The sequence below is a fragment of the Leptospira chreensis genome (assembly GCF_016919165.1).
Taxonomy (GTDB): Bacteria; Spirochaetota; Leptospiria; order Leptospirales; family Leptospiraceae; genus Leptospira_A; species Leptospira_A chreensis.
Window position 1 is genome coordinate 1 of sequence record NZ_JAFFPS010000028.1, and the last position, 18,359, is coordinate 18,359.

13 protein-coding genes are annotated in these 18,359 nt (G+C 34.4%); 5 read left to right on the forward strand and 8 right to left on the reverse strand.

Annotated elements, in window-relative coordinates:
* Positions 1-481: 481 nt before the first annotated feature.
* Together JWG41_RS08890 and JWG41_RS08895 are read right to left on the reverse strand one after the other, a co-directional pair.
* On the reverse strand, positions 482-994 hold the full coding sequence (locus JWG41_RS08890; protein ID WP_205269579.1) for a hypothetical protein: 513 nt from the start codon (positions 992-994) through the stop codon (positions 482-484).
* Complete coding sequence (locus tag JWG41_RS08895) at positions 991-2,214, reverse strand: MFS transporter (RefSeq protein WP_205269632.1); 1,224 nt, start codon at positions 2,212-2,214, stop codon at positions 991-993. The genes JWG41_RS08890 and JWG41_RS08895 overlap by 4 nt, the downstream gene beginning before the upstream one ends.
* Positions 2,215-3,059: 845 nt before the next feature.
* Between JWG41_RS08895 and JWG41_RS08900 the strand changes: the two genes are divergently transcribed.
* The 4 genes from JWG41_RS08900 (at position 3,060) to JWG41_RS08915 (ending at position 9,451) form a co-directional block, all read left to right on the forward strand.
* Positions 3,060-3,608 (forward strand): helix-turn-helix domain-containing protein, encoded by a 549-nt coding sequence (locus JWG41_RS08900; protein ID WP_205269580.1) that lies wholly within the window; start codon positions 3,060-3,062, stop codon positions 3,606-3,608.
* A gap of 102 nt (positions 3,609-3,710) precedes the next feature.
* Positions 3,711-4,328 (forward strand): helix-turn-helix domain-containing protein, encoded by a 618-nt coding sequence (locus JWG41_RS08905; protein WP_205269581.1) that lies wholly within the window; start codon positions 3,711-3,713, stop codon positions 4,326-4,328.
* Between the two features lie 230 nt (positions 4,329-4,558).
* The gene (locus tag JWG41_RS08910; protein ID WP_205269582.1) at positions 4,559-6,610 is read left to right on the forward strand and encodes an EAL domain-containing protein; all 2,052 of its coding nucleotides are present in this window, start codon (positions 4,559-4,561) and stop codon (positions 6,608-6,610) included.
* A gap of 42 nt (positions 6,611-6,652) precedes the next feature.
* The gene (locus JWG41_RS08915) at positions 6,653-9,451 is read left to right on the forward strand and encodes a diguanylate cyclase (protein ID WP_205269583.1); all 2,799 of its coding nucleotides are present in this window, start codon (positions 6,653-6,655) and stop codon (positions 9,449-9,451) included.
* Positions 9,452-9,556: 105 nt separating this feature from the next.
* Here JWG41_RS08915 and JWG41_RS08920 read toward each other — a convergent pair whose 3' ends face one another.
* The 4 genes from JWG41_RS08920 to JWG41_RS08935 form a co-directional block, all read right to left on the reverse strand.
* Positions 9,557-10,324: a helix-turn-helix domain-containing protein gene (locus tag JWG41_RS08920; RefSeq protein WP_205269584.1), complete on the reverse strand. Its 768-nt coding sequence runs from the start codon at positions 10,322-10,324 to the stop codon at positions 9,557-9,559.
* Between the two features lie 822 nt (positions 10,325-11,146).
* The gene (locus JWG41_RS08925; RefSeq protein ID WP_232373887.1) at positions 11,147-11,845 is read right to left on the reverse strand and encodes a cupin domain-containing protein; all 699 of its coding nucleotides are present in this window, start codon (positions 11,843-11,845) and stop codon (positions 11,147-11,149) included.
* Positions 11,846-12,447: 602 nt separating this feature from the next.
* The gene (locus JWG41_RS08930) at positions 12,448-12,825 is read right to left on the reverse strand and encodes a VOC family protein (RefSeq protein ID WP_205269586.1); all 378 of its coding nucleotides are present in this window, start codon (positions 12,823-12,825) and stop codon (positions 12,448-12,450) included.
* 300 nt (positions 12,826-13,125) lie between these two features.
* Positions 13,126-13,590, reverse strand: a complete 465-nt coding sequence (locus JWG41_RS08935; RefSeq protein WP_205269587.1) for a hypothetical protein — start codon at positions 13,588-13,590, stop codon at positions 13,126-13,128.
* Between the two features lie 382 nt (positions 13,591-13,972).
* On the opposite strand from JWG41_RS08935, the gene JWG41_RS08940 reads away from it, so the two are divergent.
* Positions 13,973-16,513 (forward strand): methyl-accepting chemotaxis protein, encoded by a 2,541-nt coding sequence (locus JWG41_RS08940; protein WP_205269588.1) that lies wholly within the window; start codon positions 13,973-13,975, stop codon positions 16,511-16,513.
* 45 nt (positions 16,514-16,558) lie between these two features.
* On the opposite strand, the gene JWG41_RS08945 is transcribed toward JWG41_RS08940, so the two are convergent.
* A complete protein-coding gene (locus tag JWG41_RS08945; RefSeq protein WP_205269589.1) occupies positions 16,559-17,884 on the reverse strand; it encodes a type II toxin-antitoxin system HipA family toxin in 1,326 nt (441 codons plus the stop codon).
* A complete protein-coding gene (locus JWG41_RS08950) occupies positions 17,877-18,236 on the reverse strand; it encodes a helix-turn-helix domain-containing protein (protein WP_205269590.1) in 360 nt (119 codons plus the stop codon). The genes JWG41_RS08945 and JWG41_RS08950 overlap by 8 nt, the downstream gene beginning before the upstream one ends.
* Between the last annotated feature and the right edge of the window lie 123 nt (positions 18,237-18,359).

Sequence of the window (18,359 nt, forward strand, 5' to 3'; positions counted from 1 at the left end):
ACAGGATTTTGATGCATCTTTTTGTAAAGTATGTATCAAGACAGAACTGTAAAGGATGTATGAGTACACTCAGTCGCATATTTTATGTTATGCGACATAATCTATATTATCGGAAGTAACATATAGCTTCATAATAGATGGTATTCGAATCTGACGGACTTTTTGTCTATTGATCCTGTTGCCGATTGAATGCCATACTTCCAATAGTATTTTTGAAAGAGTATAAGGTAAAATCCTCTGATGCGGAAAGTAGTTCTTCGATAGCCATGCGAACTTACGATGATAAATTGACTAGATCTCCCACATTACTAGTGATAGCTCTAGCCTTTATTTACTGCACGTTCCTCTCAAATACCATCATTGAATTTCTTGAAATTTTATTGATTGCATTTGAGTTTTTATGAAAAATTTAATTGGAATAATAATCTTCCTCTACCCTAAAATAAAAAGTCAATCCCGCTTGGTTTACAACTATCTCTAACTACTGAGTAGAACTAGATTTCAAAAGAGAAAAACCCATTCCAATAAAACTAATTCCAAATAGGATTCCACCAAACACAAACAGCCAAGCCAATTCACTAACGAAAAAACCTACCGAACCCGTCAGAACGGAGAGGATATAAATACCCGGTGTCCACTTAGAAATAACATTTGATTTCCAGGAATCTAATGAGATTAATATCAAACCGATGGAAAGGATACCAGCACCATACGGATAAACGTTTAAGCCCGTCGCTGATTGATCTGGACCGATCAAGAGACCAATTCCCGTCATACATGAAATAAATCCAATCAATGCAGGTACCTTTAATTTTTCATAATATTGAAAATAGAAACCCAACACGGCGAAGAGAAGACAAATATCAATTGCGAAATAAAGCGATTCTAAATAGAATCCTGACATAAATTCACTAGCGAAGGCGGCAAAGCAGCGTAAAGCTCCAGCAAATATCGCGCAATAAGCGCCCGATTTAATAAGAAATTCCTTCTTCATATGACTCCACCATTCTGTTTTAATTTTAAATATTCTATACTACTAAATACTTTTGATACGCAAACCAATGCCGCAAGATTGAATACAACGGCTAAAATTCCAACCCACTCAAAATTTTGATACGGTGAGTGGATATCTTTGACGGTTAAAATCAAACCGCCTATCGTAGCACCCATTCCTGAAGCAAGATTTTGAATAGCGGAAACGATCGTCATAAATCTTCCCCTTTGTTTTTGGTCAACAGTTGAGGTAATTAAGGCCATCGCTGGAATCAAACGGGCTGAGACCAAGGCCATGAATCCACTTGTACAAAGGATCGTCAGGAAAATTGAACCTGGTTTTAGATTCGTGAAAAAAAGAATCGGGATACATGCGAGTGGAACTAATATATAGAACATTTTCTTTTTTCCATATCGATCGGAAAGAGATCCGATCAAACGGGCGGAAAAGAAAGTAATCGAACCCCCGATGAAATAGATAAGGGAAAGATAATCTTTGGAAACACCTACGTTCCTCTCCAAGTATGGAGCAAAAAAAGGTATTACGGTGAATCCCCCTAGAATCACTGAAGCAATGAGTAAATAAGAAGGGAGGTATCGCTTCGATCTTACAATATCATTCAAACCTTGTAGATTCGATTCCTTTGTCTCCTTTTCTATTGTGACATGAGGAAGAATCAGATACATTAATAGGAGAATCAGACAACTGATAAAAACAATCGAAAGAAAAACCGCGTTCCATCCAAATCGCCCAGAAATTTCTAAACTTATTGGAACTCCGATCACAGCGGCAGCTGAAAACGCCGCCATAATTACACCAGTGGCTCTTCCCCTTCTTTCCTCTGGAATCAAATCTCCGACAAAGGAAAAAAGTACTGAGGTAATAATTCCCCCAAATGCACCTGCTAGAATTCGTCCTGCAAATAATATCCAATATGTATTTGCGATTCCGCATAATAGTGTTCCTAAGATAAATCCCGAATACAAAAAGAGAGCCGTAATTCTCCTATTGAATCGATCAATAAACAAAGAACTTAGGATTCCTGCAAAAAAAGCGCTGTAAGTATAAGAAGAAATAAGTACCGAAAATTCCTTAGGAGTGATTTGAAACTGACTTTCGAAATTCCTGCCAAGGGGCATCATTATCATAAAATCAAGGATATGGGTAAACTGAATTAAAGATAAAAGAAAAACAAAACAGCTCTCTCGGGCAAAAAACATTTTCCATTTTTTTACAAATGATGGCGGTCGATTTTTGAACTCTATTCCCTCATACTTAGTTCTGTCTTCTATTTGAAATCTTTCATCCTCAAGTGAGGTAGATGCTAGAACTACACGATCTTTCATATTCTTGACTCCTGATCCAATGTGTCTTAGAATACTCAAAATAAGTCTTTCTTTCTTTGATTTTTATAAAAGTGAAGATTGCTTCCGATAAGAAGCAAGAAATTGACTCTTCAATGGGTAATAAACACACCTGTGAGATCGATTTAGAAAGGTAAACTTGGAGATCAATCATGTTGGATCTTTTTTCTTCTCTTTCTGATGCCCTTATTCAGTTCGGAGGCGGTTTGGGTTTACTGATGGGAATGAGTCGATATCTAGCTTTTAAACAAAGAACGATTCAATCTTTTTTAGTTTCATTGCTTTTTATTTCCACCGGAACCACACAACTTATTCTTTCAGGTTTCTTTAGCGGTTGGCTATTTCACTTTCCGACTTTGGTAATACTTCTTCCAATCTCTCTCGCGATTTATGGTCCTATCGAACAATACTATACTGATTCGCTTTTGAAGGAAAAATTCAGCTTTGGTTGGAAAGAGGCACTACATTTGCTTCCGGTAATTCTTATTCTTTTGTTAACAAGTCCGTTTTTCCTAAAATCGGAAGATCTAAAAAAGAAAATCGTTTTCGAGTTTTGGCATCAAAACACTTTCGAGACAATAAATCTTTGCATCTATTTTTCTGCATTTTGTCTGACGGGATACAACCTTTATCTTTTTTGGATTTACTTTAGGAATTCAAAAACAGCCCCAATTTTGCCGGCTTTCCGTCTTGGAATCCTTTTGATTCCTTTTCGTCTGATCGCGACACTTCTCCTTATCTACGGTCATTATACCTTGAATTTACCTTCATTAAAAATCGGAGCAGTCATGGTAAGTTTAATTTTAATTCAGTTGTATATATATTCATTAGGAAATCCAGAATCACTTGCACTATTCATTCAGGAAGTTAGAAAAAACCGTTATGAACGTTCCCTTTTGATCGGTTTGGATACCGATGCGATTCAAAAAAAGTTGAATGAGTTTATGGAACAACACAAACTATATAAACGCGAAGATCTTACACTGAAAGAGTTGGCTGAATCGGTGTCCCTTTCGAGTCACCAGCTTTCGGAATTTTTAAATGAAAAGAAAAAAATGAATTTTCCGAGTTTCATCAATCAATATAGAATATCGGAAGCTCAAAAAATACTGATTGAAAAACCGAGACAAACCGTTCTCGCAATTGCCTTTGAAGTTGGATTCAACTCAAAATCTTCTTTCAACCAAGCGTTTCTTCGATTCACGGGAATAACTCCGAAGGAATATCGCAGAAAAGTATCTGGTTTATAAATACAGTCGTATTTTTTTGTCAACATTTATAAATCCAGACGAACATGCACTAAAAGAAAGGTAAAATAGAAATAGATTTTTTCATTTATCGGCGAGGTTTTTATGAAAGTCGAATCTATCTCTTTACAAATTGCTCCAAAATTGATAATCGCACTCATTGCAACAATAGGAATTTTAATTTCTTCACAACCCTATTCCTTTCTTTTGTTGGGATTTTTTCTCCTAATGGATTGGAAATGGATCCAATCATTTTTGGAAATTCCCCATCCCATTTTTCTTGTGATCGAAAAAAATAAAACAAACATGATTCAATCAAAAGAGATGAATGTTAAAAACTCATTTATCGATGGGAAAAAGTATTCACTTTTCAAAGGATTGGATCTTAAAGAACAAAGAAATAAATTAGATGGATTAATGAATCAAGAACGATTATATTTGGACGAAGAACTTCGTTTACCAAGGCTCGCAGAAGAAATGAATCTTTCATTGCACTGCCTTTCTGCTTTGTTAAACGATCACATTGGAAAAGGGTTTAATGAATACGTAAATGAATTTAGGATAGTGGAAGCCAAAAAAATGTTACTATCGGAAAAAAATCGATCCGTCCTCTCCATTGGACTTGCTGTCGGCTTCAATTCTTACTCGGCATTCTTAAAATCGTTTAAAAATATAGAGAACATCACTCCAGTAAAATTCAGAAAAGATCTAATGTTTTTATAAGAGAAAATTCATTCTATTTTGCGCGAGTCATACTTAATGATTTAGAAATGAAATCTATAATTAATCTCAGCAAACAGTCGCCAATGTGTATAAAATGAGAGAGTACAGCATTTTATTCATATATTTTACCTTGAGATAATTGCGCTTATGATAAAAAAAGAATACCATTCATTTAACGGAATTCTTTACACGTAGAAGCAAGATTCAAATTTAATATTCTAGGAAAAAAAATGGAAATAGAGCATACCGAAATCTTAGAAGAGATTAGTGAAGGAGTCATCATTGCTGATATTTATTTTAATATCTATTATACCAATAAATATGCTAAATTCATTTTTGATCTCCATAATAGCAAAAATAATGAAATTTTAACTTTGCAAGAATTGCCATCAGCTAGTTCGAACTTCCTAGCTTCATTAAAGTTTACAAAAGATGGCAAAAAAATTCAAAGATTAGGAATTCTGGAATTCAAAAAAATTAGGAATACTATGTTATTGGATGTTACTTGTAACATTACATCAAATAATCGATTCATTTTTCATTTTAAAAATGTAACTGATCTTCTCGACCTTATGGACTCAGTAGTTACAAAGGAAAATCAATTTTCAAATTTGTTTCATTCCATTCCAGATATTCTCTTATTGATAAACAAGAACAAAACTCTTGTAATGGCAAATGAATCTATTCATAATATTCTAGGTTGGATACCAAAGAAAATTGTTGGAAAAAATTTCGAAAATTTCATTCATAATGAAGATAAAATCATCTTTAGAGAATTATATAAGAATGCGTTGGAGAAATCAGATATTCAGTTGGCTGAAATCAGAATTCAGAATAGAGCAGGAGGATATTCGACAATTGAATTTTTTGTATATTCAGACAATACTGGCGACAGCGGACGAGTTTACTATTTAGGGCGCGATGTAACCGAAAAATTTCAATATGATAACTTTTTAATCGAAAAAATATCTAAAGACGAACTGACAAAGCTTTCCAGTAAAAAATTTCTTTTTGAATCCGTAGATTTGCTTATACAAGACTTAAAATTCGGAAAACTGGAAGAATTATATATTTTTTATATTGATATCGATCGTTTTAAAGATATCAATGATAGTCTTGGTCACGAGGCGGGTGATACAGTACTCAAAATTGTCGCCAGTAGGCTAAAAGATTTAATTAACAAAAACAATGATTATTTTCTTGCACGAATAGGTGGTGATGAGTTTGCACTTGTCACCCAGAGTAAAATTCGATCTATAAATATTATAGATATATGCAACAAAATCCAAATGGTATTGTCGGAAATTATTTATATTGAAAGACAATCAATTCTTATGACATGTTCAATTGGTGTTTCTAAAGGGGACAAATCGTCAACAGATGCAGAAAAACTTTTAAGAAATGCTGATATAGCAATGCACGAGGCCAAAAAACTCGGACGAGGAAAATTTAGACTATATGAACTAAAAATGCAAGAAAAGAAACTTAACTCCTTGCAAATGAGCTCATGGTTAAGAGAAGCAATAGTAAATGAAAATCTGAAATTACATGTTCAGCCAATTTTTTCTACGAAGGAAAATAAAATTTCACATGCGGAGGCGCTTTGCAGATGGAACCATCCAACGCACGGTTATATCCCTCCTGCTGAATTTATACAAATTGCGGAAGAGACTGGCCAAATCCATACAATTGGTGATTGGATTTTAATCAATACATGCAAACAAATAGAACGTTGGAATCTAGAGAAAAAGACTATTATTCCGATAGCAATCAACCTCTCACCTTTACAATTCGAAAATAAAAATTTACCTCAGCTGTTTGCAAAATATCTGACACAGTATCATCTAGAAGCAGAGAATATACATATTGAATTGACTGAATCGCTTATCATGAGCAATATAAAACATAGTATAAATGTTCTGTACGAATTGAAAAAGATGGGCCTTACCATTTATTTGGATGATTTTGGAACAGGATATTCTTCCTTAAATTATCTGATCCATTTTCCAATTGATATCATTAAAATTGATAAGTCATTTATAGATAACCTTCAACACAATAACAATGGGTTATCGGTAGTAAAAGCCATTATTAAAATGGCAGAAAGTTTACTCATGAAAGTAGTTGCAGAAGGCGTTGAAAATAAAGATCAATTTGATCTACTTTGTGAAATTGGCTGCGATTATGTTCAAGGTTACTATATAAACAAACCAATCCCAATAGATGAATTTAATTTAGACTCTTTAAATCAAAGATGGCAAAAGAATTCTGCTATCAAATAAGGGGGATAATATCTGAAATCATTATCTTTACTATTTTCAATTTTGATATTTTTTGCCTCACCTTTACTATCCAATAAAGTCATTTTCGAAAAATCCAATCGCAACTTTTTTGAAAACGCTGAATTTTCATATTTTTTAGATTTAGATACTCAATTTGATTGGAACGACCATATTCAAAATAAAAGGAAGATTCCATTACAGTTAAATAATGGTTCCAATATGAATCTTGGCCATGTCAACAGGCCTATTTGGATCAAAATTCCCTACACTGTAAAAGATCCAAATGAAACATATATTTTGAAGTTAGGTTTTCCAACTTTATCTGAAGTAGAATTAAAATATAAAAATGAGAATGATATTTGGATTTCAAAGTCTAGTGGGCGTAAATATCCGCATACTCAATGGGAACTAAATAATAGAAACATTGTATTTAGTCTAAATAATTTAAAACAAGATGGGGAGTTATACTTACGTATAAAAACATTTTCTGGATTACTTATTTCTTTTAGTGCCTTCACGGAAACTTTTTTTTATCAAAATGACCCTACTTTACTAGGCATTGAATTCGCATTTATCGGACTGTTGTGCGGTGTTGCATTCTATAACTTTTTTCTATGGATTGTCATAAAAGATAAAGTTTATATTTTATACTCATGTTATACAATTTCTATCTTGATATATATATCTTCAATGTCTGGAATTGCATATCAATATATTTGGCCCACATCTGTTGATTGGAATTTATATTCGAATTCTGTTATTGTCACTTCTGCAGGAATCTTTGCTACTTTATTCACTGTCAATTTTCTAGATTCAAAAGGTCGTTCAAAGAAAATCAGGAAGCTACAATACTTCATATATTCTATTTGGATAGTTTGTTCAATATTATTTTTTAGTATTGAATATGGTCAGTATTTAAAATGTCAAAAGATAGCAGTTTTACTTAATTCTATATGTCTTTTATCAATGGGGATACTATCTCTAGCAAAAGGTTTCGGACCAGCGAAATTGTATTTAGTTTCATGGGGGATTGCTCTGAGTTCCATTTCTTACTACGCTTTACTTTTATTGGGGTTTCTCCCGGAAGATCAATTCAGTCATCTAATAATCAAATTAGGCATCAGCACAGAATCAATTTTTCTTTCAATTGCTTTGGCAAGTAAGGTTAATGGACTTCAGTTATCGATAGAAAAAAATTTTCAGAAATATAAGGAGGAGAATACCCGGTTGAACAAACTACGTGAGGAGTTTTTAGCAAATACGTCTCATGAAATAAAAACTCCCTTACATGGCATGGTAGGAATTGCTGAATCAATATTAGATGGCTCAATAGGAAAGATATCACCGGTAATCGAAATGAATATTGACCTTATTCATAAAAGTGGGAAGAGACTTTCTTTACTGGTAAACGATATTTTGGATTCAACAAGACTGAAACATGGTGTTCTGAAATTAAATATTAAAAAAGTAGATCTATATCAGGTTTCAACTCATGTTATATCCCTTCTGGAAAGGAGCAAAAATAATTCTAATATTAGAATTGCAAATTTAATTCCTTTAGATGCCCCTCTTCTTCTATGTGATGAAAATAGAATTCAGCAGATATTATTCAATATATTAAGTAACTCAATAAAATTCACAGACTTTGGGATGATTTCTCTTAGTTTCAGCCAAGAACTTGATTCAGAAAAAGCAAAGATATCAATTCATGATACTGGTAGAGGAATTAATAAAGCTGATATTCAAAAGATATTCGAAAGATTTGATCAGCTAGAAATTGATGAATGCTTAAAATACCAGGGCAATGGTCTTGGGCTAACAATAACCAAACAACTTGTTGAGCTTCAATCAGGCACGATTGAAATATCTGAACTTGTGAGAGAGAAAAGTTCCGAAAGTAAACGCATTCTGATTGTAGACGATGAAGATATCAATATAAGATTGATATACAATTTCTTATCTAGAAAAAATTGTGAAATAGATACTGCAAAAAATGGGAAGGAAGCATTAGAGAAATGTTATTCCAATATATATGATTTAATTTTATTAGATGTAATGATGCCTATTATGTCAGGCTATGAAGTTTGTAGAGAATTGAGAAAAAGATTTAACTCATCGGAACTAAAAATAATTTTATTAACTGCCAGAAATCAGAGTGACGACTATGCAATGGGTATAAGCGCTGGGGCAAATGATTTTTTATCCAAACCATTCGATAAATCTGAGCTGTTTGCTAGGATACAGAATTTGTTGGAACTAAACGCAGCTACGAAAAGTATTTTAGCAAAAGAAATTCAATTGAAAGAAGCAATGTATTTAGCAAATACAGATGAGCTAACCGGACTCAGGAACAGAAGATCATTTCTAAACTCTGCACAAATTGAATGGGAGGCATCATTACAAAAATCTGTTCCAGTTTGCCTACTTATGTTAGACATTGATCAATTCAAATCCTTAAATGATAATTATGGACACGAAATTGGCGATTTATTTTTAAAAAAAGTCGCGGAAGTTTTACATTTTTCAACACGAAAGAAAGATATAGTTGGAAGATATGGAGGCGAAGAATTTATTATTTTTCTACCCAATACAGATTTTGATACTGGCATTTTAGTTGCAGAAAGAATTAGAAAGGCAATGGAAAAAATAGAAATCCAATTGGAAAATGAATCTCCTATTAAACGAACACTGAGTATCGGTATCTCACATAGCAATGGAGAAATTGAAGATTTTGGCAAGCTGATTAAGTATGCGGACGATCGTTTATATTTAGCAAAAAAGAAAGGTCGAAATAGAATACAATTTTTGAGTGGCGGTAAGACTGATTTATCAGGGACCTAATCGATGCAATACGCTTCATATTAGAGAATAATAGACAACTCCGATTCTTTCAGAAAAAATTCTTTATCTGATTCAAAATTCGCTTCAATTTCCAATGCGATTAAATTAAAGGATACTAAATTGATTCAAGTCATTCGAAACCAAACTTCTCATTATATCTTTAGAAATTGGATCAGATGGAATCATGTAGAAAATTCTTACCGAACGCGTATTTACTTCCAAAGGATGTCCAATGACTGCCTGTATAATCTCAAAGGTTAATAATCCGTTGTATTCTAATTGAATTGTGAAATTTCCATGTTCACTTTTATCCAATCCATTTAATTTAAGAAAATGTGGCTTAGCCTCTTCAGAACCTAAATAGTTCTCCAACGAACGACGAGTTATCAATCTTTCTGCCAGATTATCAAAATTTAAAATATATGGCCCAAATCCTTCCTCTCCTAATAAAAGTTCGTCTACGGATAAACTTTCTGCTTTTGATTCTTTGCCTTGCAGAGCAGAAAGTAGAAAATTCAGTGCCGGATTTGAAAGATTAATCTTACCATTCGAGCTTACAACAAAGGTAGGCGAGGCAAAGTATTCATCCATTTGCGAAGTCAAAATTGTTAACAAACTCTCAGATTCTTCCTGATTTACCAAAGGAAAATCCATTGAAAAACCCGCCTTGAGAAAAAGTAAACTTCTATAAAGACTCTGAATATCTAGTGCATTCGTTAATTTTCTAACAACGTCGCGACCAGGAATTGACCTTCCTGATTCCAGAAAACTTAAATGTTTACTTGAAATACCTGCTTCCAATGCCAAATCCAATTGACTTTTTTTCTTAGCTTTCCGTAACATTCGCAACAATTTACCAAACGAATTCGTCATTTAATTCAAGCTCCTATAAATTTTTTTGTGAGTTTAGCGTGCATTCGTCTCACCAAACTCAAGAAGTTCCTTTTCACAAGACTGTGGAAATACAATTGGATTCTTTCTGAACTTTATATGTATGAGAATTTCTAAAAACATATAGATCCATTTCAAAATCTTACATGGTATAATTTCCATTAGAAGAATGAAAAAATGTTTGGAAGAAAATGAAATCCCAGGAGATGAAAACAAAACCTTCATCAATTTAGGATTAATTTGTCTAGACATAGCTTTGAGTTTCATAATGACCAAGAATAAAAATCTATGTATATTCTACATTGCTCGCGGAGTAAAATCGTCTGGATCTATAAATGTATACGAAAAAAAATGACTGAGTTTATAAACGAGATTCTTTTCTTCGAGATTTCTATGTCGTTTTCCTGTGAAACAAACTAATGCATGATTAATAGAGGATTTCGATTCGACTTCGAAAGAAATCGTTTGAATGGTTTGTATTGGATTTTCGAGAAGTAGTGACTCTAAAGTGGTACTAATCCGGCCCACTCTTTTAGCATAAGATCTTAGCAGTTATGAAGTCAATGTTGTTCCAAGGACTTGAGAACCTAGGAAATTCGTAAATGTTTTTCCAATAACAAGTCTTCAATCCGAAGAGGGATTTCGAAATTTGCGAGACAATCCCCAATACCGGAAAAAACTAACATCAATTTGCAAATTGATGTTAGTTTTTTATTTCATCACTCTAATTCAAACGATCCAAGCTACAGCATAATGAAGATAATCTAAAATAAACTGATAAAACACACGAAAATTTTCAATGACCTAGATTTCCTCAGACAAACTAACTTTTTTTCGCCACTTTTTTGAGATTTCTGGTTTCCAACTCTGGTGACCCAATAAGCGAGCTGTTGGTGCTACAATAAAAGATAATACTTTTTGGACTGGAATCGGAGGCGAAGCAAGATAGGTATCCTCATAAAAGTCTGTAACCAGCATTGCCTGCAAAAAAAATTCTAAGTTCGTACGCGGTTCTTTCTTCTCCGTGAGAAACCCATGAAATTGAGTGATAAATAAGGCCCATTTAGCAGGTCGATCTACGCTAACATTTCCAACGAATTCTATATTTTCTCTATTGAATGGTTGGTGTGGCACTCCTTTAGGTACAGTGATCGATTGACCTGGACCTACTTTATGTTCAACGCCTTCCATCACCAAAGTTAATTCACCTTTGACTACCTTAAAAGTCTCGTTATATTGAGGATGAATATGTGGTTCTGGAACTGCACCGCCTGGGTCCAAATGCATTTCGACTTCGGCATAAGCGCCGTTCGTTTCTTTATCGGTTTTTAGAACAACGAAACTTTCTTTGGCAAATGGATTCAGCATCGTGTCACCGATAATTGGATAAACATCTGCTGGAATGGTTGGCTCTGGAAATACAAAACGGTGCAATATGTTCCCCATTAGAACATATATTATAACTATTGTTATCCCAATATATACGGTTTTCTTCAGTTTCAAAATTAGCTCCATGATTTATATCGTCTCCATTGACTGGAGCGAAGTTGATTAAGAAAATGATAACGAACTTACATTCTTAAAGCAATTACCAGAAGGTAATTTTTTGGATATTACTTCGTTTTCGAGAAAAATGAAAAAAATTATTAAGGATCCAAAATACCTATTTACCTCTTTTGCAGTGACCAATCAGTCTCTAGTATAAAACTTTTATATAGCAGATATGTAATTTATAGCAATTTTTTCGTTTAGTATTACTTAGGGGTAATTGCGTTGCTTCTTGATATAGTCTATCCTTAAAGTAAGTTGGTCAGAATTTTGATGAAGGCTTTCACGGAAGGATTAATTTTCGCAATATCCGTTTTTATTTTATTTTTATTCGAATGTGGTGGAGGTGTAAGCTCAGATTCGACTGCTATACTTTTACTTGGAATTGAAATGTCTAATGGAACAAGTTCAAGTAAGTCTGGTGATTTTATTAGTTCGCCGAGCTCTCCACTGGAAGAACAAAGTCCCTAGCAACGGAATCGATAGTTGCATTCACGACTGCCCATAAAATCTGGTAGAGGCCGCAGATAGGTAACTTTTAGGCGTTCAGGCTTACTTCATTTGATTCTCCAAGGTGGGTTTAGCCTGTTATTTCCTGCATGGTATAAAATCAGTTGATTGTTATCGGGATCTTTCAACCTCGCTTCACGCCAAAGCCAACTTTTGTCATTAGGCATTTCTTCGAATACAAACCCTTTGCTTGATAATCGCTCTACTACTTCGTCAAGTTCTTCACATTCGAAATATATCCAAATGCCGTCACCTATTGGAAGTTGCTCAACTTGGTGAATTGAAAAAGTGGAATTGCCATCTTTACACTCAAATCGTCCGTAATGTGGAATAGAATTCACTATTAAATTCAATCCTAATGTCTGATAAAATTGGATAGCCTTTGTAAGCTCCAATGACGGTATTGTTATTTGATTTAAATTCATCAATAGTTCATCCTATTTTGTAAAAATGTTTTTGTTCCAATTTCGGAATTCATTATGAACCTAGTAAGGTTTTTTCCGACACCAAGTCTCCATATCGACAACGTTAGCTCCATCCTCGTGTCACATTGCACTTTATGGGAAAAGGCTCATTAAATGCCCTTAGATTCAATCTACTCCAACAAAGATAAGGAAATGATTTACGCATATGCAGTGAAGGCCTTGAAGCAATCGATGATGGTGTGTTCAATGAGCTGATACTCTAGATTAAGCTTATTTGGAATTCTTAACATAAAGATTTGTCTATTGCTTTTGTGAACTATTAAAATTAACCAACAATTTGAAAACTACAGCTACTTGAGCTGTTTCTAAGAAAACTCGTCCCCAGTTTGTATCAGATATCTTCTGCATTAATACAATATTTTTACCAGCTGATAGTTGTTCATTCCATGGAGCTTGCAACAAGATCGTCGAAAGAAAATCTAAAATAAGTAGGCTAAAAGAGACCATCAATAAATTTCGCAATTCTTTTGATAGTGCTTTTGTCAATAAAAATGCATTTAAACTAATGATCACTAAAAACGGTATTACACTTATCGGCCAAATAGCAGCTTCTAATAATTTATGGTAAATTATGAATTCTTCTTCACCAACTAGAAATCGCGAAGGATAAACTAAAAAATAATCCATCATGGCGGTGCCATAACTATAGAAAGATAAGGAACAGAAAATGAGAAAAATATAGCGAACTTCTTTAGATAAATTCATTGTAAACACCTTATGTTTCTAGGCCAATATTGATACAGTCGATAAACACATTAACCATAGATTAGATAGATCTCCTCTAAAATCTCGATCATAAACTACGCCAGAGCATAATGCAATTACCTCTAGGTAAAATTTATATTTTTTTGATCAAAATATAAAAATTATTTTAAAATCATATTCCAACTGATATTAATTAAACGGCGTTTGTGCGATTCAAAATTTTATTTGCAAATGAACTAATCGTCATGCAATTGTTTGGTGGCATGAATCGTTACTCGACAAAACAAAGTTTATATATTTTATTTTAGAAAACTTTCGCGAAATCCAGAAAACCTTGCCATACCGCGCATGGTTTTTTTGATATGTCAAGGTCTAAGTTCAAATGAATTTGTATAAGCGTTATAGACGTGCCTTTATTCTGGCATCGCAAGTGTTATCTCTCGGAGTTGTGGTTCCTATTGGGATCACCCTTGTTTTATTTTATGTAGATTTAAATGTCACACAGATCAAAACTTTTCTGGCTAGTTCCATCATTGCGGCACTTACAAGTTTATTACTCCCAAGTTATATTTTTCGCAAAAAATTAAATTTTATCAAAAACGGACTGATTGTTCTAGAAACCCAATCAGAAAAAAATCCAAAAACTTATACAGAAGTTTGGGATGCGATTGCAAAAATGCCTGTGATTGGAGCACTTATTGGAGCCGCACAATGGATCATTGCTATACCCATCGTACTTGGCCCCATCCTTTATTTACCAGAGACTAGTAAGTCAGATGGATTTTATATCGTTTGCAGTTTATTACTTACAGCGATGCTCAATGTGATCATCTCTTATGTTTTTTTAGAGAAAGCTTCTCATATCGTATTGGACGATGACATATTCCAGTCGGAACTAAACGATCGTATCACTCCATACTATCGCAATTTAAAAACCACTGTCCCCATTCTGTTTTCCCTTGTGATATTGGTGTTTTCTCTATTCCTTTTGATTTATTCCTTTAATGTGAATGCAAAATCATTGGAAAAGGCATTCTCAAATCAATTGTACAATTTTAACCAGAGTAATGAAGCTAGGATTAATGTCTATTTTGAAGCTGTAGAAAATAGGATAAAATATATATCTTCTCTCCCCTCCATCAAACAAGCATTAGAAACTAGAAATTATATACTAGCAGGGCCTGCTTTGGAAAAAGTATATGATGACAATCAATTCCTTTTAGACAATGCATTCATTGCATCCTTTGATGTAGGTACACCAATTGTTGCTTCCGGACTTCCTGATCATATGAGTGTTGGGTATAAGCTATCCTCCAATTCGGAAATATCAGAAAATATAATAGCATCCAAGGAAGGGAAAACTCATGTAGGAATTGCAATTAAATCACCTATCAGTGGTCAGGTAGTAGTTTTAGTCACTGCACCTGTCAAAAATAGAAATGGAACTGTGGTTGGATTGGTTGGGATGCCATTTTTAGTGGGAAAGGCAATGGAATCTTCTCTAAAAAATGTCAAAATTGGGTCTACTGGTTATTCCTATTTACTGGATCGTGAATCCACAGTTGTTTATCACCCAAATCAAAAGTATCTATTGATGAGTTTTAAAAATAGCGAATTTGAAGCGCGTGCACAGAATGCCGGTGAAACGGAATCTTTTCGTAACTTTTGGGAAGGTTCTACTTTTTTACTCCGTAGAAAAGTAAGTACAAAGTATGGGCTTCAGTTTTTTGCTACTTTTGATTTAGAAGAAATAGAAGTGGAAAGTTTGTCATCTTTACTGGGGTTAACGGTAATTAGTTTTACCGGATCCTTCGTGATTGCACTTTCGATATATATTTTGTTTTCGGCAAGGTTCAGTCCTATGAAAACAATTGAAAGAATTCTGCAAAATGTTGAAGTTGGCGATTTAAGATCCAATGTAAAGTTAGAATCTTCCGATGAATTTGCCCGATTGTCACGAGGTCTCAACTCCACACTCAAACAAATCACTGAGGTTGTAGGTTCGAACCAGGTGATTTCTGAAGATTTAGCAACATCCGCCGAACAAATGTCAGGATCTCTCAATTTGTTGTCTTCCAATGCACAATCACAAGCCGCATCGGCAGAAGAAATTTCTGCTTCGATAGAAGAGATTTCTGCAGGCATACAAAATGTTGATGCCCAGGCAGAAGACCAAGTTCGAAAAGTGGATTTTTTAAAAGGAAAAATGACGGAACTCTCCAGTCTCAGTGAAGCGACAGGGAAACAAGTTAGGAAAGCTTCTCAAGATGTGAACCAAATCTCAGTAGAGGCAAAACTTGGCCAAACCGCACTCGATTCCATGAGAAATTCCATCAATAAAATTAGTAATAGCTCTGAAGAGATTGGAAGTGTGATTGAGATTATAAATAATATATCTGAACAAATCAACTTGCTTGCGTTAAACGCCGCAATTGAAGCAGCAAGAGCTGGTGTGTATGGGCGTGGTTTTGCTGTTGTTGCCGATGAAGTTGGGAAACTCGCCGAAAAAACAGCAATTTCCATCAATGATATTGGGGACCTCATCCAAGCGAATGAAAAGGAAATTGAAAGTGGTCGAGAAACTATAGAAACAACAATTTCTCTTATCCAAAGGATCATCCAAGGAATTAGTTCTTTTGATGATATGACCAATAACATCGAAAAAAGCACAAAGGAACAGCTCATCATCAACCAGAAGGTGGGGGAAGAGGTGGACAAGGTAAACCATATTAGCCTAGCAATACGGATGTCCATGGAAGAACAAAAAAATGCCATTAAGGAAGTGGGTCAGGCGATTTTCAGTATCAACGACCTCACACAAGGAACGGCTGCAGGCCTCGAAGAGATGACCGCCACTTCAAACGGGATAGCCAACTTAGCGGAGACTATAAAAAGAAAGATCAATTTTTTTAAAATTTCCTAAAGCGCCATTCGTTTCTTGAATGATGATTCCAATTGGAAGAAAATATTATATCGATAAATTCAGATTCTTTTGAATTTTTTTTTGTAAGGATGGAGTCACCTTTGCTTCCGCCGCATATTTTTTCCATTGGGAGACAGTCTCTTTGGTTTGTTCGATAATGGATTTGATTTGAGAATTTTTTAAGTCAGTTTTTTTTCCGAGCTCAATCAAATCTTCGATTGTGAATTTTTCTCGTTTCCCATTCACACTCATCTGGTGGCGACTTGTCCATTGCCCATTGGGATTATAACTATAGGTCATATCAAAGGCTGGTGATAGTTTCCATTTCCCAGTCTGGTCCATAAGGAAGGCTATGTTTTTTGTATGATCATCTTGATTGCGAGAAATCACATTAAATACAGTTCTTTTGAATTGTTGTTCCAGTGTGATTCTTGTATTCTCGGTGATCACTTTCCGAATCACCTCAAAGGTTTGTTCATAACTATAAGCACCCGCCATATTAAAATCATAATGAGCCATGGCACATAGTGATTGCATATGGAGTTTTTTGCCGCTAGCGTTCCGATCAAAACGTTTGGTCATAAAATGGAATCTGCCATTTTCTTCGAGGAGTTTGGACTCCATCATATTTATCCCACAATCGAGTGCCATCCGGTAGTAAGCATATTCGATATTACCAAATCCTTTTGGGTCACTTAACTCTTTATCTTTATTATTTTGAATCCCATCTAGTTTTAATATCCAATAGGAAAAATCTTCAGTAGTTTCTACTTGTCCGGATCGAACCTCTCCTGTTTTTTCATTATAGGCAATAATACATTTTGCTCTGGCGCCACCTGCGGATGTACCGATAGTTAGTAGGCTTGTTAAAGATTCATTTAGTTTCTTTTGATTGGTGAGTTCGAGTTTCGACGAAAATTTTTTTCTATGGTTTAAAATTTCTGATGCCAATTGGACCATCTCTGCGATCTCAATCGGAACATTTTTGATTCTTAGTTTATAGGTTGCTGGTTTAAATTCCAAAGCCCCCATTCCACGTTCGCCAATATAACACAACCTTTCGACTGGATTGAATGATTGGTTATCCCTTCCGATTGTAGATAACCAAACATCAATTAAAGCATTTCCAAATTTATCGGGAAGGGAATCCGCAAGCATTCCAGGAAGTCCCTTAAATGTTTCAACATTGAGATTACGAAAAGAATAAAGTGTGCGGTTTTTTGGCATCAGGAGTGGTGAGGGTTCTACTGGTGCATTCAAGAATTCATTATCGTATTCAAAGGATGTAAATCCCCCTTCTTCATTCCAAGAAACATAACCAACAAGACTACCCCAGAGATATACCTTGGCTAAAGTTACAGGTTCACTCATTTTGGTTCCCCCAAACCCAAACCTTGTTTTTGTTTGGGGGAATTGTTTTTGGTTTTCTTACTCTTTGCCTGAGTTTTTTTGTTTTTGATTTTGCAAGAAGGGCCAAAGAAAAACTGGGATCTCTAAAGATAAGTTGTAATTCGTTTAATAGATCTAGTTCTTTCAGAAGAGAAAGTAAATTGAGTAAGGAAATATTCCCCTTTCCTGTTTCTAAACGAGCAATGGAGGAAGGAGAGACTCCACTTCTCTCTGATAACTCTTCTTGTGAAAGTTCCATCTGGATACGCCTTCCTTTTAAGGAGGTCCCTATGTTTTCTTGAATTTCGTATAAATTCTTGCCTTCCCAATCCATCTTAATTAGTATTATATGATGGATTATTTGATTTTCAAGACATTATTTACCATTTATGATACGTTATCTAAATTTATTTAAAGCAGCATATATGATAAATATTAACAAATATAGACGTAAAAT